Raw genomic sequence first — 17,020 nt, forward strand, 5'->3', positions numbered from 1 at the left:
ATAAGGAGTGGAGTGTGAAAGCGTGGATCCTGATGTTGTTGGCCCTGTCACTGCCCGTCATGGCGCAGGAAGCAGCCAAAGAGGGCGAGGCGCCCAAGGCCATTTATGTTTCGCTGACGCCACCGTTCGTGGGCAACTACGCACTGGACGGCGGGCCGAAACTGCGAGTTTATAAAGCTGACATCGCCTTGCGCGTGACCGGCCCGGAAGCGCAAGCCGCCGTGAAACGCAATGATCCGCTGATCCGTAATCAGTTGGTGGCGCTGTTCACCCAGCAGACCGTCGACAGCATGAGCAGCGCCGAAGCCAAGGAAAAGATTCGTCAGGAAGCCCTCAAGCAGGTTCAGCAAGTCATGACGGACGAAGAAGGCAAGCCCGTGGTTGAAGACTTGCTGTTCAACAACTTCATCGTTCAATAATCCGCAGGCCAATCAGCGCAATGCCAGAACCGCCGCCCATTGTTCGGCGGTGACCGGCATGACGGACAAGCGACTGCCTTTCTGCACCAGCGGCAGTTGTTCAAGTGTCGCTTGCTGTTTCAGGTAACCCAGCCCAAGCACTTTCGGGAAGGCTTCGACGAAGGTCACGTCGATGGCCGTCCACGGATTTTTTTCCGCGCTGGCCTTGGCGTCGAAGTAGTGGCTTTGCGCATCCAGCGCAGTGGGGTCCGGATAACCCGCCTGGCTGATCCGTCCGATCCCGGCAATGCCTGGCTCCGGGCAGCTGGAGTGGTAGAAGAAAAACTCGTCGCCCACCGCCATCGCGCGCAAAAAATTGCGTGCCTGATAATTGCGAACCCCGTCCCAGCGCGCTGTGCCGAGCTTTTGCAGATTCGCGATAGAGAACTCATCGGGCTCGGATTTCATCAGCCAGTAGGCCATTTTTCGTGCTCCTGAAAAGGGGAATGGACAGGTTGTCAGACACTTTACGGATAAACCGACGGTTGGCTGACGTCAGTGTTTGCGTGTCTGCCCGTGTTGTCGGAGAATGCCGGGATTTTAAGCACCACGCTGTTGCACGGCCTATACAAAAACCGCTGCTGACATCGTATTGATTTGCCGACGGAGGGCAATCAATGAAACGCAAGCCGGATTTACTGTGGATTTTGGTCATTTTGTTCGGCTTGGGTGTCGTGACGACGGGTTATGCGCAAAGTTTGTGGGCCAGCAAGCCAGACGCGCCAGTGGAAATTACCCAACAGCAGCAGAAGTATCCTTCGCGGCATTGATTCCCATTGTTGGGCGGGCTTGACGCGTTCCGTAGGACCGGCTTTAGCCGGGAGGAGGCCAGCGCATCCGCAGTAGCTGCGTCGTCAGACCGTGCTCTCCCGGCTAAAGCCGGTCCTACAGGTCAGTTCAGGTCCCGTGCTCGCCTTCTCACGCCAGATACCAGCCCTTATCCGAAACAGTGCCATCGAGCGGCACGTCCCAACTGGCTTGCGCCAGTCGTTCGACCTTCTGACATTCATGCGCCAATCCCAGCAAAACCGGCTTCTGCCAGGCTTTTCGACGGGCGCGATAGGCCAGGCTGCGATCATAGAATCCGCCGCCCATGCCCAGTCGCCCGCCTTCGTCATCGAAACCCACCAACGGCATCAGAATCAGGTCCAGCGCCCAGATCTTGCGCTGGCGTGCGGGATTGATGCGCGGTTCGGGGATGCGAAAACGATTGGGCTTGAATTTTTCGCCGGGCCTGACCCGCTGGAAAACCATCTTGGTTCGCGGCCAGGCGCTGAGCACCGGCAGGTACGTGGCTTTACCGCGACGCTGGGCGGCGCGCAGCAACAGACGCGGATCGATTTCGCCATCCATGGGCAGATACAGCGAAATATGCCGGGCGCGGCGAAACAAGGGATGCTGCGCCAACTGACGATAAAGTCCGCGAGCCGCTGCACGCTGCTGACTGGCACTCAAGGCACGCCGCGCCTTGCGTAACCGACGACGCAATTGCTGGCGGGTGAGTGGCGCTTCGCAGGTCATGAGAGAAGGGTCATGCAGGCTGATCCATTGAAGGTTGAACCAGGATTGAGTCGTCAGGGCGACGATCTCGGGGTTGTCGACGCCGGGCAAAACCGGCGGCAGACAGAATGGGTGCTCCCCGACGAACCGCTGTCGGTGTAGCCCTTGAACCCGAAAGTTCAAGGTGGAGATTGCAGGAGGTTTTAAGGCTTTCCGTCAAGCGGACATGCACACCAACCCCAACGTGCAACCCCCGTGGTTGTGCGTATCGGCTCAGGGACATGACCGACTGGCAAGCACTCCAGGGAGCGGCGCAAGTATACCCGAAACTCTTCGCAACATTCAGCTTCGAGGTGCATCCGGTGCCGAATCCGCGTCTGTGGAGAGCACCAGGTCGACGCGATCAAGCAGGTCCCGGACCTGCTCGCGAGTCGAGCCGCTGGTCTGCACGTCAGGCAAATCCTGCTTATGCAAAAGATCGTGAGTAATGTTCAGCGCGGCCATTACGGCAATACGGTCGGCGCCGATAACTTTGCCGCTGCTGCGGATTTCACGCATTTTTCCGTCCAGGTAACGCGCAGCGCTGACCAGGTTGGTGCGCTCTTCCTGAGGGCAAATGATCGAATATTCTTTGTCGAGGATTTGGACAGTAACGTTATTGCCGTTGCTCATGAGTCTTGCTCCAGGGCCTTGAGGCGCGAAATCATTGACTCGACCTTTTGCCGGGCGATTTCGTTTTTTTCAATGAGGTGAGCGCGTTCCTCGCGCCAGGACTTTTCCTGAGCTAATAGGATTCCGTTTTCGCGTTTAAGTTGCTCGACACGCGTAATCAGTAATTCTAGTCGGGCCATCAGCGCTTGCAGGTCGGTGTCTTCCATTGTTTTCCACTGAATACTTTCTGATGAGTGGCACAGGAGCTGGCTTTGAGCCACAGCCTTGGACGGCCGCCTTGATGATCTTGTTGCGCGATTAGTCTAGGATACAAGACCTCCATTCTAGACATTGCGCCGTTTGGCGACTAGTTACCCATGCCCATTCAGAATTCCCCGTACAAAGCGTTCGCCACCCTGCTTGCCAGCAGCGGTCATCCTGTCTCTCCTGCCGAGCTGCATGGCCTGTTACTGGGTCGCAGTTGCGCCGGTGCAGGCTTCGAAAACGAAGGCTGGTTGATCGACGCCACCGAAATACTCGGCTCCGCGCCCGAAGACAACGTCCGTCAGGCCTTGATCGGTCTGCAGGAAATGGTCAAGGGCGAACTCACCAGCGACGACATGACCGTTGTGCTGCTATTGCCCGGCGATGACGAGCCGCTCGGTGAGCGCGCTATCGCATTGGGCCAATGGTGCCAGGGTTTTCTCGCCGGTTTCGGTTTGACTGCCCGTGACAATGCCATTAGTGGCGAGGCCATGGAAGTGTTGCAGGATCTGGCGGCGATTTCCCAGGTCCAGGATGCGCTGGAAGAGTCCGAAGACGGCGAAAGCGATTACATGGAAGTCATGGAATACCTGCGCGTCGCGCCGCTGTTGCTGTTCACCGAGTGCAACAAGCCCGAAGCACCCGCGCCGAAACCTTCACTGCACTGATTGTTCATCACCGGCGGCTCGGTCAGGGCTGAAATTGCGCCTTGACCGAACGCTCCAAAAGGGAACCCGCCTGCCAATGATCCATATCCCCAAGTCGGAATACGCTCGTCGACGCAAGGCCTTGATGGCGCAGATGGAACCCAACAGCATCGCGATATTGCCCGCCGCGGCCGTGGCGATTCGCAACCGCGATGTCGAGCACGTCTACCGCCAGGACAGCGACTTTCAATACCTGAGCGGCTTCCCGGAACCTGAAGCCGTGGTGGTGCTGATCCCCGGCCGCGAATATGGCGAGTACGTCTTGTTCTGCCGCGAGCGCAATCCTGCGCGTGAGCTGTGGGATGGCCTGCGAGCCGGACAGGAAGGCGCGATTCGCGATTTTGGCGCCGATGATGCGTTCCCGATCAACGACATCGACGACATCCTGCCGGGCCTGATCGAAGGCCGCGACCGGGTGTACTCGGCCATGGGCAGCAACCCGGAGTTCGACCGCCATCTGATGGACTGGATCAACGTGATCCGCTCCAAGGCGCACTTGGGCGCGCAACCGCCGAAAGAGTTTGTTGCGCTGGATCATCTGCTGCATGACATGCGCCTGTATAAATCGGCGGCAGAAGTGAAGGTCATGCGCGAGGCTGCGCAGATTTCCGCCCGCGCCCATGTGCGAGCCATGCAAGCCAGTCGCGCCGGCCTGCACGAGTTCAGCCTTGAGGCCGAACTGGATTACGAATTTCGTAAAGGCGGGGCGAAGATGCCGGCTTACGGCTCCATCGTCGCCTCGGGCCGCAACGCCTGCATCCTGCATTACCAGGAAAACGACGCGGTGCTCAAGGATGGCGATCTGGTGCTGATTGACGCGGGTTGTGAAATTGACTGCTATGCCAGCGACATCACCCGCACTTTTCCGGTCAGCGGCAGGTTTTCCCCGGAGCAGAAAGCTATCTACGAGTTGGTGCTCAAATCCCAGGAAGCGGCCTTCGCCGCCATCGGCCCGGGCAAGCACTGGAATCAGGCGCATGAAGCGACGGTGCATGTGATCACGGCCGGGCTGGTCGAGCTGGGATTGCTGCAAGGCGACGTCGGCGAACTGATCGTCAACGAAGCCTTCAAACCGTTCTACATGCACCGCGCCGGGCACTGGCTGGGCATGGACGTGCATGACGTCGGTGACTACAAGGTTGGCGGTGAATGGCGCGTGCTGGAAGTCGGCATGGCGCTGACCGTCGAACCGGGCATCTACATTGCCCCGGACAATCAGAACGTCGCGAAGAAATGGCGCGGCATTGGTGTGCGAATCGAGGATGACGTTGTGGTGACCAAACAAGGTTGTGACATTCTTACCGATGGCGTGCCCAAGACTGTTGCCGCCATCGAGGCGCTGATGGCCGAAGCCCGAAATCAACCGGGATGGGCCGCATGAGTCGTTTCAATCTCGCCATCGTCGGCGGTGGTCTGGTGGGCGCCAGTCTCGCTTTGTCATTGCAGGCCGGTGCCAAGGCGCGGGGCTGGAAGATCGTGCTGATCGAACCCTTCGCCCCCGGCAACACTTATCAACCGAGCTACGACGCGCGTTCTTCGGCGCTGTCGTTCGGCGCGCGGCAAATCTATGAACGCCTTGGCCTATGGCAAGACATCGCCCGTCGCGCCGAGCCGATCCGGCAAATCCTGGTCTCGGATCGCGGTCGTTTCGGCGCAGCGCGTTTGTCGGCCATTGAAGAAGGTGTGCCGGCCTTGGGCTACGTGGCGGAAAACGCCTGGCTGGGCCAATGCCTGTGGCGCGGTCTGGACGAGAGCGTGGTCAGCTGGCGCGTGCCCGCCGAGGTCAAGCACATGCAGGCCTTGGCCGATGGCTATCGCCTGACGCTGGACGACGAAACCGAACTGGAATGCGATCTGGCGGTGCTCGCTGACGGCGGCCGTTCCAGCCTGCGCGAGCAACTGGGTATCGGGGTGCGTCAGCGGCCTTACAACCAGAGCGCACTGATCGCCAACATCACGCCCAGCGAAGCCCATTGCGGCCAGGCGTTCGAGCGTTTCACCGACGAAGGTCCGATGGCGCTGTTGCCGCTGCCGGAAAACCGCTGTGCGCTGGTCTGGACGCGCACCGGCAAAGACGTCGAACGTCTCGCCGCGCTGGACGACCGCGCTTTTCTCAGCGAACTGCAAAATGTCTTCGGCTATCGCCTGGGCACCTTGCGTCAGGTCGGCGCGCGGCATGTTTACCCGCTCAATCTGATCGAAGCCGAAGAACAGGTGCGCTCGCATCTGGTGGTGCTCGGCAATGCCGCCCACAGCCTGCATCCGATTGCCGGACAAGGTTTCAACCTGTCATTGCGCGATGCGCATGCGCTGGCAGAAGCCCTGCTGGCCAGCGACAAGCTGCCCGGTGACCTGCCGACCTTACTGGCTTATCGCGAGCGCCAGCGTCTGGATCAACAGATGACGGTGGGTTTTTCCGATCAGGTGACACGCCTGTTCGGCAGCACGCAACCACTGGTCGCGACCGGTCGCAACCTCGGGCTGCTGGGGCTGGACCTGTTGCCGGGCGCCAAGCGCTGGTTTGCGCGTCAGGCCATGGGGCTGGGGACTCGCTCCGATGTCTGACGCACCTCTTTCCAAATTCCGGCTGACGCCGCAAGCGAGAACGATTTAAAGCATGGAAACGCGCGCAGATCTGCTGATTGTCGGGGCCGGAATGGTCGGTAGCGCTCTGGCGCTGGCGTTGCAGGGCAGCGGCCTGAATATCATCGTGCTCGACGGCGGCCCGCTGGACGTCAAACCGTTCGATTCGCAGGCGGCGTTCGAGCCTCGGGTCAGCGCCTTGTCGGGCGCCAGCCAGCGCATCCTGCAACGTCTCGGCGCCTGGGATGGCATTGCCAGCCGCCGCGCCAGTCCGTATGGCGAAATGCAGGTCTGGGACGGCAGCGGCACGGGGCAGATTCATTTTTCCGCGTCCAGTGTTCACGCCGAAGTGCTGGGTCATATCGTTGAAAATCGCGTGGTGCAGGATGCGTTGCTTGATCGCCTGCACGACAGCGATATCGGCCTGCTCGCCAATGCGCGGCTGGAACAGATGCGCCGCTCCGGTGATGACTGGCTGCTGACGCTGGCGGACGGTCGCCTGTTGCGCGCGCCGCTGGTGGTGGCCGCCGATGGCGCGAACTCCGCCGTGCGACGCCTGACCGGTACCGAAACCCGCGAATGGGATTACCTGCATCACGCCATCGTCACCAGCGTGCGCACCGCCGACTCCCATCGCAAGACCGCCTGGCAGCGCTTCACGGACAACGGCCCGCTGGCCTTCCTGCCGCTGGAGCGTGAAGGCGAGCATTGGTGTTCCATCGTCTGGTCGGTGACGCCCGGCGAAGGCGAACGCCTGATGGCGCTGGACGACGAAACATTCTGCCGCGAACTGGAACAGGCCTTCGAAGGGCGACTCGGCCCGGTGCTCAGCGCCGATCCGCGCGTGTGCGTGCCGCTGCGCCAACGGCATGCCAAGCGCTATGTGGCCGAAGGTCTGGCGTTGATCGGCGACGCGGCGCACACCATTCACCCGCTGGCCGGGCAAGGCGTGAACCTGGGTTTCCTGGATGCTGCCGTGTTGGCCGAAGTGTTGCTGCATGCTGCCGAACGCGGCGAGCGGCTGGCCGATGTGCGTGTACTAAGCCGCTTCGAACGCCGCCGCATGCCGCACAATCTGGCGCTGATGGCGGCCATGGAAGGCTTCGAACGTCTATTCCAGGCCGACCCATTGCCGCTGCGCTGGCTGCGCAATACCGGGCTGAAAGTGGTCAATCAACTGCCGGAAGCCAAGGCGATTTTCGTGCGTCAGGCGTTGGGCTTGAGCGGGGATTTGCCGGAGTTGGCCAAGCTTTGAATCACGGCATCCGTAGGACTGGCTTTAGCCGGGAGGCCATTCTCCCGGCCAAAGCCAGTCCTGCGGATCGAGATCAGCATCGGCCGTCTGCAACATCTGGTAACGCCTGAATCGGGAGTTCGATTGAGATAGCAAATGGGATTCACTACCATTTCGCCTCATTTTACAAACGCGAGACACTCCCATGCAGGCAAGCAAGCGTCTTCTGGCTGCTTTGACACTGACAGTGCTCGGCAGCGCCGCACAAGCTGCCGACGAGGTAGTGGTGTATTCATCACGGATCGATGAGCTGATCAAACCCGTATTCGATGCCTACACCGCCAAGACCGGCGTGAAGGTCAAGTTCATCACCGACAAGGAAGCCCCGCTGATGCAGCGGATCAAGGCCGAAGGTGAAAACGCCACCGCTGACCTGCTGCTGACGGTCGACGCCGGCAACCTCTGGCAGGCTGAGCAGATGGGCATTCTGCAACCGTTCACCTCACCGGTGATCGACGCCAACATTCCTGCGCAATATCGCTCCTCGACGCACAGCTGGACTGGCCTGAGCCTGCGCGCGCGGACCATCGCCTATTCGACCGATCGGGTCAAACCGGCTGACTTGTCCACCTACGAAGCGCTGGCGGGCAAGGATTGGGAAGGTCGTCTGTGCCTGCGCACCGGCAAGAAGGTCTATAACCAATCGCTGACCGCCACCCTGATCGAAACCCACGGCGCCGACGCCTCCGAGAAAATCCTCAAGGGCTGGGTCAACAACCTGTCCACCGATGTGTTCTCCGATGACATCGCGGTGCTCGAAGCCATCAATGCGGGCCAATGCGACGTCGGCATCGTCAACAGCTATTACTACGGTCGTCTGCACAAGGACAATCCGAAGCTGGCGGTGAAACTGTTCTGGCCCAATCAGTCTGATCGCGGGGTGCACGTGAATCTATCCGGAATCGGCCTGACCAAGTACGCTCCGCACGCCGAGGCCGCCAAAGCCATGGTCGAGTGGATGACCGGCCCGGAAGCCCAGACGATTTTCTCCGGTACCAATCAGGAATTCCCGGCCAACCCGAAAGTCGCGCCATCTGCGGAAGTCGCGAGCTGGGGTTCGTTCAAGGCCGACACGATTCCAGTGGAAGTGGCCGGCAAGCGTCAGGCCGAAGCGATCCGCATGATGGATCGTGTGGGCTGGAATTGATTTAAAGCCAAACCCCGTTGGAGCGAGGCGCCCCGTAGGACCGGCTTTAGCCGGGAGAGCAGTCTCGCGGCTAAAGCCGCTCCTGCGGTTCCACAGTTGCCCACTATTTTAAGGCCCCATCTTGGCCCATCCCGCCCAACGCCGCTGGTACCCGCTGGTCTTCGCCATCGCCGCTCTGGTGCTGCTGCCGCTGAGCGTGCTGCTGTTGTCGTGGCAGACCATCGATCAGCAGATCTGGTCGCACCTCTGGGAAACCCAGATGACCCGCTTGCTGGGCAATACGCTGACGCTGGTGCTTGGCGTCGGCGTGGGCGTTACCGTGTTGGGCGTGAGTCTGGCGTGGCTGACCAGCCTGTGTGAATTCCCCGGTCGGCGTTGGCTGGACTGGGCGTTGATGCTGCCGTTTGCAATCCCGGCCTACGTGCTGGCGTTTGTGTTTGTCGGCCTGCTGGATTTCGCCGGGCCGGTGCAAAGCCTGCTGCGCGAATGGTTCGGCAGCGGCCTGCGCCTGCCACGGGTGCGCTCCACCGGCGGCGTGATCATCGTGTTGGTGCTGGTTTTTTACCCTTACGTGTATTTGCTGGCGCGCTCGGCCTTCCTCGCTCAGGGCAAAGGCTTGATGGAAGCCGCACGGATTCTCGGCCAAAGCCCGTTGCAAGCGTTCTGGCGCGTGGCCTTGCCGATGGCGCGTCCGGCGATTGGCGCGGGCGTCGCGTTGGCGCTGATGGAAACCCTGGCTGATTTCGGGGCCGTGGCGGTGTTCAACTTCGACACCTTCACCACGGCCATCTACAAAACCTGGTATGGCTTCTTCAGCCTCTCCAGCGCTGCTCAGCTGGCCAGCCTGTTGTTACTGGCGGTCATGCTGGTGCTGTACGGCGAACGGCGCGCACGTGGCGCGAGCCGGCCCACCAACGAGCGACCTCGGGTCAAGGCGCTCTATCACTTGCGGGGTTTCAAGGCGTTTGCCGCGACGTTCTGGTGTGGGCTGGTGTTTGCCTGCGCCTTCGCCGTGCCGCTGCTGCAACTGATCGTCTGGGTCTGGCAGCGCGGGCGTTTCGATCTGGACGAGCGCTATACCGGATTGATCGTCCATACGCTGTATCTGGGCGGCATGGCGGCGCTGATTACGGTCAGCGTCGCACTGATCCTGGCCTTCGCCCGTCGCCTGGCACCGACCCGGACAATTCGCTCTGGCGTGAGTCTGGCCAATCTGGGCTATGCGTTGCCGGGTTCGGTACTGGCCGTGTCGATCATGCTGGCGTTCAGTTATCTGGATCGCGAGTGGGTCATTCCGCTATCCAGTTGGCTTGGCGGCGCGGGCAAACCGTTGCTGCTCGGCAGTCTGGCGGCGTTGCTGCTGGCGTATCTGGTGCGCTTTATTGCGGTGGCTTACGGGCCGCTGGAAAACAGTCTGGCGCGCATCCGTCCTTCCCTGCCTGAAGCTGCACGCAGCCTCGGCGTCAGCGGGCCGCGCCTGTTTTTCAAGGTTTACCTGCCGTTGCTGGTGCCGGGTGCGTTGAGCGCGGCGTTGCTGGTGTTCGTCGATGTACTCAAAGAGATGCCTGCAACTTTGCTGATGCGTCCATTCGGATGGGACACCCTGGCCGTCCGGATTTTCGAGATGACCAGCGAAGGCGAATGGGCCCGGGCTGCGTTACCGGCGCTGACACTGGTGCTGGTGGGGCTGCTGCCAGTCATCGGTTTAATCCGACGTTCAGCCCGTCAACCGGGGTAGGTGCGGGTCTACCTCCATGCGGCTACAATGCGCCGCAATCGGTGCGGTCTGTCAGACTGTTCGCATGCTGTGATTTGCTTTAAACCCCCGAGTTATTGGGGGCATGCCAGCGTCATGCCTGTCCGCATCTTCGCCACGCCCGGAAGGAGAAACCCATGGGACAGCGTACGCCGCTCTTTGACCTGCACCTCGCGCTCGGCGCGAAAATGGTCGATTTTGGTGGTTGGGACATGCCTTTGCATTACGGATCGCAAGTCGAGGAACACCATCAGGTGCGCCGCGACTGCGGTGTATTCGATGTTTCGCACATGCACGTGATCGACGTCACCGGCAGTCAGGCGCAACTCTGGCTGCAATATCTGCTCGCCAACGACGTGGCCCGGCTGCAAAGTCCCGGCCGCGCCTTGTACAGCGCGATGCTCAATAACGATGGCCAGGTGATCGACGACATGATCGTCTACCTCACCGACAGCGGTTATCGTCTGGTGGTCAATGCCGCCACCGGTGACAAGGATCTGGCATGGATGCAGGCTCATCTGAATGACTTTGATGTCCAGCTGACCGCGCATCCTGAACTGGCCTTGCTGGCCATTCAGGGGCCGCACGCGCGCAGCAAGATCGCTGAGTTGGTGCCCAACGCCCGCGCCGAGCTGATTCGCCAACTCAAGCCGTTCGAAGGTCGACAGGAAGGCGACTGGTTCATTGCCCGCACTGGCTACACGGGCGAAGACGGTCTGGAAATCATTCTGCCCGCCGTGCAGGCTCCGAGTTTCTTCAATGATCTGGTCGGCGCTGGCATTTCGCCTATCGGCCTCGGCGCGCGCGACACCTTGCGTCTTGAGGCCGGGATGAACCTGTATGGGCAGGACATCGACGAGCATGTCTCGCCGCTGGTCTCCAACATGGCCTGGACCATCGCCTGGGAGCCCGCCGCGCGTCAGTTCATCGGCCGTGGGGCGCTGGAAGCCGAGCGGGACGCGGGCGTTGCCTCGAAACTTGTAGGGCTGGTGCTTGAAGAACGCGGCGTTTTGCGCGCTCATCAAGTGGTGCGTATCGCAGAAATTGGCGAAGGAGAGATCACCAGTGGTAGTTTCTCTCCTACGCTAAGCAAGTCGATTGCCTTGGCGCGCGTGCCGATGGCGACTGCTGACCGAGCCGAGGTGGAAATCCGCGGCAAGTGGTATCCGGTTCGCGTGGTCAAGCCTGCGTTCGTGCGTCATGGCAAAACCCTGATCTAAATTTCCTGGCGGGTTTTCCGCTGACTCGATGTAGAGGATGACTATATGAGCAATATTCCCGCCGAACTGCGTTTTGCTGAAAGCCATGAATGGGCACGTCTGGAAAGTGATGGCAGCGTGACCGTCGGCATTTCCGATCACGCTCAGGAAGCGCTGGGTGATGTGGTGTTCGTTGAGCTGCCGGAAATCGGCAAAGTGTTCGCCGCTGGTGATGCTGCCGGTGTTGTCGAGTCGGTTAAAGCGGCCTCGGATATCTACTCGCCAGTAGCTGGCGAAGTGGTTGCAGTCAACGAAGAGCTGGGTTCCGCGCCAGAAGAATTGAACAGCTCGCCGTACGCATCGTGGATCTTCAAGGTCAAGCCAAGCAATGTTGACGCTGATCTGGCCAAATTGCTCGACGCTGCTGGTTACACGGCCGCCATTGGCGAATAAGCCTGAAGCGTGACCCAAAAAAATGCCGCTCAATGAGCGGCATTTTTTATGGCATCGGCGATTACTGGTTATCGGCAACCAGGTTTTTCGCCAGGATCGCGTTGGCCAGATCCATGTCGGTCGCTTTCAGGCCTGGATTATCGATACGCGCCTGTTGAATCGCTGCTTCGAGGAATGGGCCGCGAATGCCGCCTTCGCTGGCGACAAAGCTGCCGGCGTCGTCTTGAGCGGCAACGATCAGCTTGTGGTCCTTGAACGTCAGATAAGTAGAACCGGTGGTGGCGCCCGAGGAGATCACATCACGCCAGAACCCCGCGTCAGCCATTGCTGAACCAACCGGGAGAGAAAGCAAAGCGAACGTGGCGACAGCAAGCTTGAGACGCATGGTGGGGATACTCCAACTATGGATGTTCTGAAACTGTTGGATAGGTTTAAGGCCCAGGTAGTTCCGTTGAGCGGAACTCTGTTGGAGCGAGGCTTCATATTGCCTCAACCCGCAAAATCGCCCCATCCTGACCAATCACCCGCACCTGACTGCCCGCCGCCGTGTCCGGGCCGGTCACGATCCACACGCCATCGCCAACCTTGATCTTGCCGCGGCCGTCGATGATTGCGTCGTGCACCATGAACGTTCGGCCGATCAGCTCCTGGCCGCGCATGTTCAGACCGGGCTGATCGGAAGGCCGGAATACGCTGCGTTGCCGCCGCCACCAGTACACTGCCGTGAGCACCGAAAGTACGGCGAACAGCAGGAACTGCACGGTCCATGGCATGTGCGGAAACACGAAAGTCAGGATGCCGACGGCTGCAGCCGCGACGCCGATCCACAGCAGATAACCGCCAGCGCCGAACACCTCCAGAATCAACAGCACCGTGCCAAGGCCCAGCCAGTCCCAGAACGACAGGTTTTGCAGGAATTCCCACATGGTCGCGCCTCAGGTTTTCTTGCTGTCGAAGGTGGCTTTGACGATCTCGCCGATACCGCCGACTGCGCCGATCACCTGGCTGGCTTCCAGTGGCATGAGGATGACCTTGCTGTTATTGGCCGACGCCAGTTTGCCCAGGGCATCGATGTATTTCTGCGCGACGAAGTAGTTGATGGCCTGCACGTTGCCGCCCGCGATTGCGTCGGACACCACTTGGGTGGCCCGTGCCTCGGCTTCGGCTTGACGCTCGCGGGCTTCGGACTCCAGGAACGCGGCCTGACGACCCCCTTCGGCTTCGAGAATCTGTGCCTGCTTCTTGCCTTCGGCGGTGAGAATCGCGGCGGCGCGCAGGCCTTCGGCTTCGAGGATCTGCGCACGCTTGATCCGCTCGGCTTTCATTTGCCCGGACATCGCCGCCATCAGGTCGGCGGGCGGGCTGATGTCCTTGATTTCGATCCGCGTGATCTTGATGCCCCAGGGCGCTGTGGCTTCATCGACAGTGCGCAGCAGCTTTTCATTGATGTTGTCGCGCTGGCTGAGCATCGCATCCAGCTCCATGGAGCCGAGCACGGTACGAATGTTGGTCTGCAACAGATTGCGGATGGCATGTTCGAGGTTGTTCACCTCGTAAGCGGCCTGCGCGGTATTGACCACCTGAAAGAAACACACCGCGTCGATTTGCACCGTGGCGTTGTCGGCGGTGATGACTTCCTGGGGCGGGATATCCAGCACGCTTTCCATGACGTTGATCTTGCGCCCGATGCGATCCATCACCGGCACGATGATATTCAGGCCCGGTTTGAGCGTGTTGGTATAACGGCCGAAGCGCTCCACGGTCCATTGATACCCTTGTGGCACAACCTTGAAACCCATGAAGACAATGGCAATCGCCAGGCCGACAAATAGCAGGACTACAGTACCGATTTGCATAACATTTCCCTGTTTTAGCGATGATTGAGTGATTCTTGTTGGAGCGAGGCTTGTTGTGGACCGGCTGAGACTGTAGGACCGGCTTTAGCCGGGAGGGCAATTTGAGGCTCTCGCGACTAAAGTCGCTCCTACGGTCGCTCCTACGGTCGATTCGCGGGCAGGCCTCGCTCCAGCGGGTTCTGCGAATATCCACGAATATGAATTCACCGCTGCTCACTTTGCGGCGTCACGCGCAGCACTTCTTCAAGCGTAGTCAGCCCGGCGGAGACTTTTTGCGCGCCGGATAAACGCAGGCTGCGCATGCCTTCCTTGAACGCCTGGCGACGCATCGCCGTGAGGTCCAGGTCGGCGCTGATCAACGCCCGCACGTTATCCGACATCAGCATGATTTCGTACACCCCCGCTCGGCCGCGATAACCGGTATCGCGGCATTCCACGCAACCCACGGCGCGGTGAGCGCCGGTTGGCACGGGCGCCTGCCACGGACGCGTGAGGGTTTGCCAATCAGTTTCGTCCAGGGCAATCGGCGCCTTGCAATGCGGGCACAAGGTACGCACCAGACGCTGGGCCATGACGCCGAGAATCGTCGCCTTGAGCAAATAATGCGGCACGCCCAGTTCCAGCATCCGGCTGATGGCGCTGGGCGCGTCGTTGGTGTGCAGGGTGGAAAGTACCAGGTGACCGGTCAGCGCTGCCTGGATCGCCATTTCAGCAGTCTCCAGGTCGCGAATTTCGCCGATCATGATGATATCCGGATCTTGCCGCATCAAGGCGCGCACGCCGCTGGCGAACGTCAGGTCAATGTTGTGCTGCACCTGCATCTGATTGAACGCCGGCTCGACCATCTCGATGGGGTCTTCGATGGTGCACAGGTTGACCTCTTCGGTCGCCAGCTTTTTAAGCGTGGTGTACAGCGTGGTGGTCTTGCCCGAACCGGTCGGGCCGGTCACCAGAATGATGCCGTTGGGCTGGCGGGTCATGCCTTCCCAGCGCCGCAGGTCATCGCTGGAAAACCCCAGTTGATCGAAATCCTTGAGCAACACTTCCGGATCGAAAATCCGCATGACCATTTTTTCGCCAAACGCCGTGGGCAGCGTCGACAGCCGCAGTTCCACTTCGCCGCCATCGGGCGTAGTGGTCTTGACCCGGCCGTCCTGGGGTTTGCGTTTCTCGGCAACGTTCATCCGGCCCAGGCTTTTCAGGCGACTGACGATGGCCATGGTGACTTGCGCGGGGAATTGATAGACGTTGTGCAGCACGCCGTCGATGCGAAAGCGCACCGTGCCCTGCTCGCGGCGCGGTTCGATATGAATGTCGCTGGCGCGCTGCTGAAACGCGTACTGAAACAGCCAGTCGACAATGTTTACGATATGCGCGTCGTTGGCGTCGGGTTCCTGATCGCTGGCGCCCAGCTTGAGCAGCTGTTCAAAGTTGCCCATGCTGCTGATTTTTTGATCGACCGCCGTGGCGCCGCTCACCGACTTGGCCAGACGGAAAAACTCCACGGCCACCCGCTGGATATCCACCGGGTTGGCGACCACGCGCTTGATCGGCACCTTCAAGACATGCGCCAGATCGGCTTCCCAGCCATTCACGTAAGGCTGCGCGCTGGCGATGGTCACCGAATCACGGTCCACGGCCACGGCGAGAATTTTGTGGCGCTGGGCGAACGCGTAGGACATCAACGGCGTCACGGCTGCGACGTTGATCTTCAGCGGATCGATGCGCATATACGGCTGCCCGCTTTGCTGCGCGAGCCAGGCCGTCAGGGTTTCCAGATCCAGTTTGCGACCTGGACGCTTGAGGTCATCAAGCTGCTGGGCAGCGATGAACTCCAGCGGATGCAGCTGGATGTTCGCGGCCGTGCGCCGCAGGGTCAACGCATCTTCGGCGCTGCTCTGATCAATGAAGCCCTGAGTGACCAGGTCACGCAGCAGATCATTCAGATCCAGCCAGCGGTCCTGGTTTGATGAGGCGAGGACTGACATGCGGATTCCTTTGGACGATTCAGCTCATACGAGAAGCCAGAGTAGTCCCAAGCGTGCCAGTTGTTGCGTTCGCTGTCTGTTTAACCGTTGCGAAAATTTTCCGCGGCTCAGCCCGCCGCCAGAGAAACCGGCGAAGCCGTCGGGTGTGCTTGAGCGGCCTGCTCAACTTCGACCGAGCAGACGCTGATCAAGCTGCGCATTTTTTCACCGATGACCTGCGCCCGATGCCAGGTCAGCTGGTCGACCTGCACATCGACCATCAGCAAGTCGTCCTGACGCAATACGCTGACTTGTTGCGGGATCAGGTACTGCATGGCGAACAGGTTGAGCAGCCGGCACAACGAGTCGGGTTCGGCTTCGACCAGGATCTGATAGCGCACGCAGCATTGGGCATTGTTGGCCGACCAGACGTCGGTGCGGTGCTGCGAGGTGTTGACGGCTTCGAGAGTGGGCATGCGGGCCTCTGCGGTTAGCGGCATGAAATCGATGTGGGAAATTCTTGCACGCAGCGGCAGAAATATCTGACCCATGATCGAGGTGAATGCGCTATTTTCGAATTGTTAATGCGCCAACACCCTATATTGAGAAATTGTTATGCAAACCGAACTGGACGCCTACGACCGCAAGATACTCGCGCTGCTGCAAGAGGACGCCTCGCTGTCTAGCGCGCAGATCGCCGAGCAGGTCGGGTTGTCGCAATCGCCGTGCTGGCGGCGTATCCAGCGCCTCAAGGATGAAGGCGTGATTCGTCGCCAGGTAACGCTGCTGGATCGCAAGAAGATCGGCCTGAACACGCAGATTTTTGCCGAGGTCAAACTCAACGCCCACGGCCGCTCGAATTTCACCGAATTCACCGACGCCATTCGCGGTTTCCCGGAAGTGCTGGAGTGCTACGTGCTGATGGGCTCGGTGGACTTTCTGCTGCGTATCGTCACGCCGGATATCGAAGCGTATGAGCGCTTCTTCTTTGAAAAACTATCGCTGGTGCCGGGAATACAGGAAGTGAACTCCACTGTGGCCCTGTCTGAAATCAAATCCACGACGAGTTTGCCGATGGGGTGATGAAGCCGGGACGGCGTTCGTAGGACCGGCTTCAGCCGGGAGGAGGACGGTACATTCGCACCGACTCCATCTTCAGCACGTTCGCCCTCCCGGCTGAAGCCG

At 60.2% G+C, this 17,020-nt stretch carries 20 protein-coding genes and 1 other RNA gene; 11 read left to right on the forward strand and 10 right to left on the reverse strand.

Annotation, left to right across the window (positions count from 1 at the left end; translation table 11 throughout):
- Positions 1 to 14: 14 nt before the first annotated feature.
- Complete coding sequence (locus CFII64_RS23165; protein ID WP_020293285.1) at positions 15 to 419, forward strand: flagellar basal body-associated protein FliL; 405 nt, start codon at positions 15 to 17, stop codon at positions 417 to 419.
- Between the two features lie 12 nt (positions 420 to 431).
- On the opposite strand, the gene CFII64_RS23170 is transcribed toward CFII64_RS23165, so the two are convergent.
- On the reverse strand, positions 432 to 881 hold the full coding sequence (locus CFII64_RS23170) for an EVE domain-containing protein (protein ID WP_020293286.1): 450 nt from the start codon (positions 879 to 881) through the stop codon (positions 432 to 434).
- Positions 882 to 1,075: 194 nt separating this feature from the next.
- Here CFII64_RS23170 and CFII64_RS23175 point away from each other — a divergent pair, with 194 nt between their 5' ends.
- Complete coding sequence (locus tag CFII64_RS23175) at positions 1,076 to 1,228, forward strand: hypothetical protein (RefSeq protein WP_020293287.1); 153 nt, start codon at positions 1,076 to 1,078, stop codon at positions 1,226 to 1,228.
- A 148-nt stretch (positions 1,229 to 1,376) separates the two neighbouring features.
- On the opposite strand, the gene CFII64_RS23180 is transcribed toward CFII64_RS23175, so the two are convergent.
- The 4 genes from CFII64_RS23180 to CFII64_RS23190 all read right to left on the reverse strand — a co-directional run bounded on the left by CFII64_RS23180 (position 1,377) and on the right by CFII64_RS23190 (position 2,836).
- Positions 1,377 to 1,979, reverse strand: a complete 603-nt coding sequence (locus tag CFII64_RS23180; RefSeq protein WP_020293288.1) for a 5-formyltetrahydrofolate cyclo-ligase — start codon at positions 1,977 to 1,979, stop codon at positions 1,377 to 1,379.
- Positions 1,980 to 2,090: 111 nt separating this feature from the next.
- A non-coding RNA gene (gene ssrS, locus CFII64_RS29500) (6S RNA) lies at positions 2,091 to 2,269 on the reverse strand.
- A 31-nt stretch (positions 2,270 to 2,300) separates the two neighbouring features.
- Positions 2,301 to 2,630 (reverse strand): cell division protein ZapA, encoded by a 330-nt coding sequence (locus CFII64_RS23185; protein WP_020293290.1) that lies wholly within the window; start codon positions 2,628 to 2,630, stop codon positions 2,301 to 2,303.
- Positions 2,627 to 2,836 carry a TIGR02449 family protein gene (locus CFII64_RS23190; protein ID WP_020293291.1) on the reverse strand — a complete coding sequence of 70 codons (210 nt, stop codon included), beginning with the start codon at positions 2,834 to 2,836 and terminating at the stop codon, positions 2,627 to 2,629. Before CFII64_RS23190 ends, CFII64_RS23185 begins: the two co-directional genes overlap by 4 nt.
- Before the next feature lie 150 nt (positions 2,837 to 2,986).
- Here CFII64_RS23190 and CFII64_RS23195 point away from each other — a divergent pair, with 150 nt between their 5' ends.
- The 8 genes from CFII64_RS23195 (at position 2,987) to gcvH (ending at position 12,012) form a co-directional block, all read left to right on the forward strand.
- Positions 2,987 to 3,541, forward strand: a complete 555-nt coding sequence (locus tag CFII64_RS23195) for a YecA family protein (RefSeq protein WP_020293292.1) — start codon at positions 2,987 to 2,989, stop codon at positions 3,539 to 3,541.
- Between the two features lie 76 nt (positions 3,542 to 3,617).
- Complete coding sequence (gene pepP / locus CFII64_RS23200) at positions 3,618 to 4,961, forward strand: Xaa-Pro aminopeptidase (RefSeq protein ID WP_020293293.1); 1,344 nt, start codon at positions 3,618 to 3,620, stop codon at positions 4,959 to 4,961.
- The gene (ubiH, locus tag CFII64_RS23205; protein WP_020293294.1) at positions 4,958 to 6,145 is read left to right on the forward strand and encodes a 2-octaprenyl-6-methoxyphenyl hydroxylase; all 1,188 of its coding nucleotides are present in this window, start codon (positions 4,958 to 4,960) and stop codon (positions 6,143 to 6,145) included. The genes pepP and ubiH overlap by 4 nt, the downstream gene beginning before the upstream one ends.
- Before the next feature lie 52 nt (positions 6,146 to 6,197).
- The gene (locus tag CFII64_RS23210; protein WP_020293295.1) at positions 6,198 to 7,418 is read left to right on the forward strand and encodes a 2-octaprenyl-3-methyl-6-methoxy-1,4-benzoquinol hydroxylase; all 1,221 of its coding nucleotides are present in this window, start codon (positions 6,198 to 6,200) and stop codon (positions 7,416 to 7,418) included.
- Between the two features lie 184 nt (positions 7,419 to 7,602).
- Positions 7,603 to 8,604: an extracellular solute-binding protein gene (locus CFII64_RS23215; RefSeq protein WP_020293296.1), complete on the forward strand. Its 1,002-nt coding sequence runs from the start codon at positions 7,603 to 7,605 to the stop codon at positions 8,602 to 8,604.
- A gap of 121 nt (positions 8,605 to 8,725) precedes the next feature.
- Positions 8,726 to 10,342, forward strand: coding sequence for an iron ABC transporter permease (locus tag CFII64_RS23220; RefSeq protein ID WP_020293297.1), 1,617 nt, complete (start codon positions 8,726 to 8,728; stop codon positions 10,340 to 10,342).
- Between the two features lie 155 nt (positions 10,343 to 10,497).
- Positions 10,498 to 11,580 (forward strand): glycine cleavage system aminomethyltransferase GcvT, encoded by a 1,083-nt coding sequence (gene gcvT, locus CFII64_RS23225; RefSeq protein WP_020293298.1) that lies wholly within the window; start codon positions 10,498 to 10,500, stop codon positions 11,578 to 11,580.
- A 45-nt stretch (positions 11,581 to 11,625) separates the two neighbouring features.
- Positions 11,626 to 12,012 carry a glycine cleavage system protein GcvH gene (gene gcvH / locus CFII64_RS23230; RefSeq protein ID WP_020293299.1) on the forward strand — a complete coding sequence of 129 codons (387 nt, stop codon included), beginning with the start codon at positions 11,626 to 11,628 and terminating at the stop codon, positions 12,010 to 12,012.
- Positions 12,013 to 12,073: 61 nt separating this feature from the next.
- Here the strand turns inward: gcvH and CFII64_RS23235 are convergent, their stop codons facing one another.
- From CFII64_RS23235 to CFII64_RS23255, 5 genes are all read right to left on the reverse strand, one after another.
- Complete coding sequence (locus CFII64_RS23235) at positions 12,074 to 12,397, reverse strand: DUF2388 domain-containing protein (RefSeq protein WP_020293300.1); 324 nt, start codon at positions 12,395 to 12,397, stop codon at positions 12,074 to 12,076.
- A 94-nt stretch (positions 12,398 to 12,491) separates the two neighbouring features.
- Positions 12,492 to 12,938: an NfeD family protein gene (locus CFII64_RS23240; protein ID WP_020293301.1), complete on the reverse strand. Its 447-nt coding sequence runs from the start codon at positions 12,936 to 12,938 to the stop codon at positions 12,492 to 12,494.
- Positions 12,939 to 12,947: 9 nt separating this feature from the next.
- Positions 12,948 to 13,868, reverse strand: coding sequence for an SPFH domain-containing protein (locus tag CFII64_RS23245; RefSeq protein ID WP_020293302.1), 921 nt, complete (start codon positions 13,866 to 13,868; stop codon positions 12,948 to 12,950).
- A 203-nt stretch (positions 13,869 to 14,071) separates the two neighbouring features.
- On the reverse strand, positions 14,072 to 15,856 hold the full coding sequence (locus tag CFII64_RS23250) for a GspE/PulE family protein (RefSeq protein ID WP_020293303.1): 1,785 nt from the start codon (positions 15,854 to 15,856) through the stop codon (positions 14,072 to 14,074).
- Positions 15,857 to 15,963: 107 nt separating this feature from the next.
- Entirely contained in the window at positions 15,964 to 16,311 is a 348-nt protein-coding gene (locus tag CFII64_RS23255; RefSeq protein ID WP_044901656.1) for a hypothetical protein, read from the reverse strand.
- 139 nt (positions 16,312 to 16,450) lie between these two features.
- Between CFII64_RS23255 and CFII64_RS23260 the strand changes: the two genes are divergently transcribed.
- Positions 16,451 to 16,918, forward strand: coding sequence for an Lrp/AsnC family transcriptional regulator (locus CFII64_RS23260; protein WP_020293305.1), 468 nt, complete (start codon positions 16,451 to 16,453; stop codon positions 16,916 to 16,918).
- Positions 16,919 to 17,020 lie beyond the last annotated feature (102 nt).

This window comes from Pseudomonas sp. CFII64 (genome assembly GCF_000416235.1).
Classification (GTDB): Bacteria; Pseudomonadota; Gammaproteobacteria; order Pseudomonadales; family Pseudomonadaceae; genus Aquipseudomonas.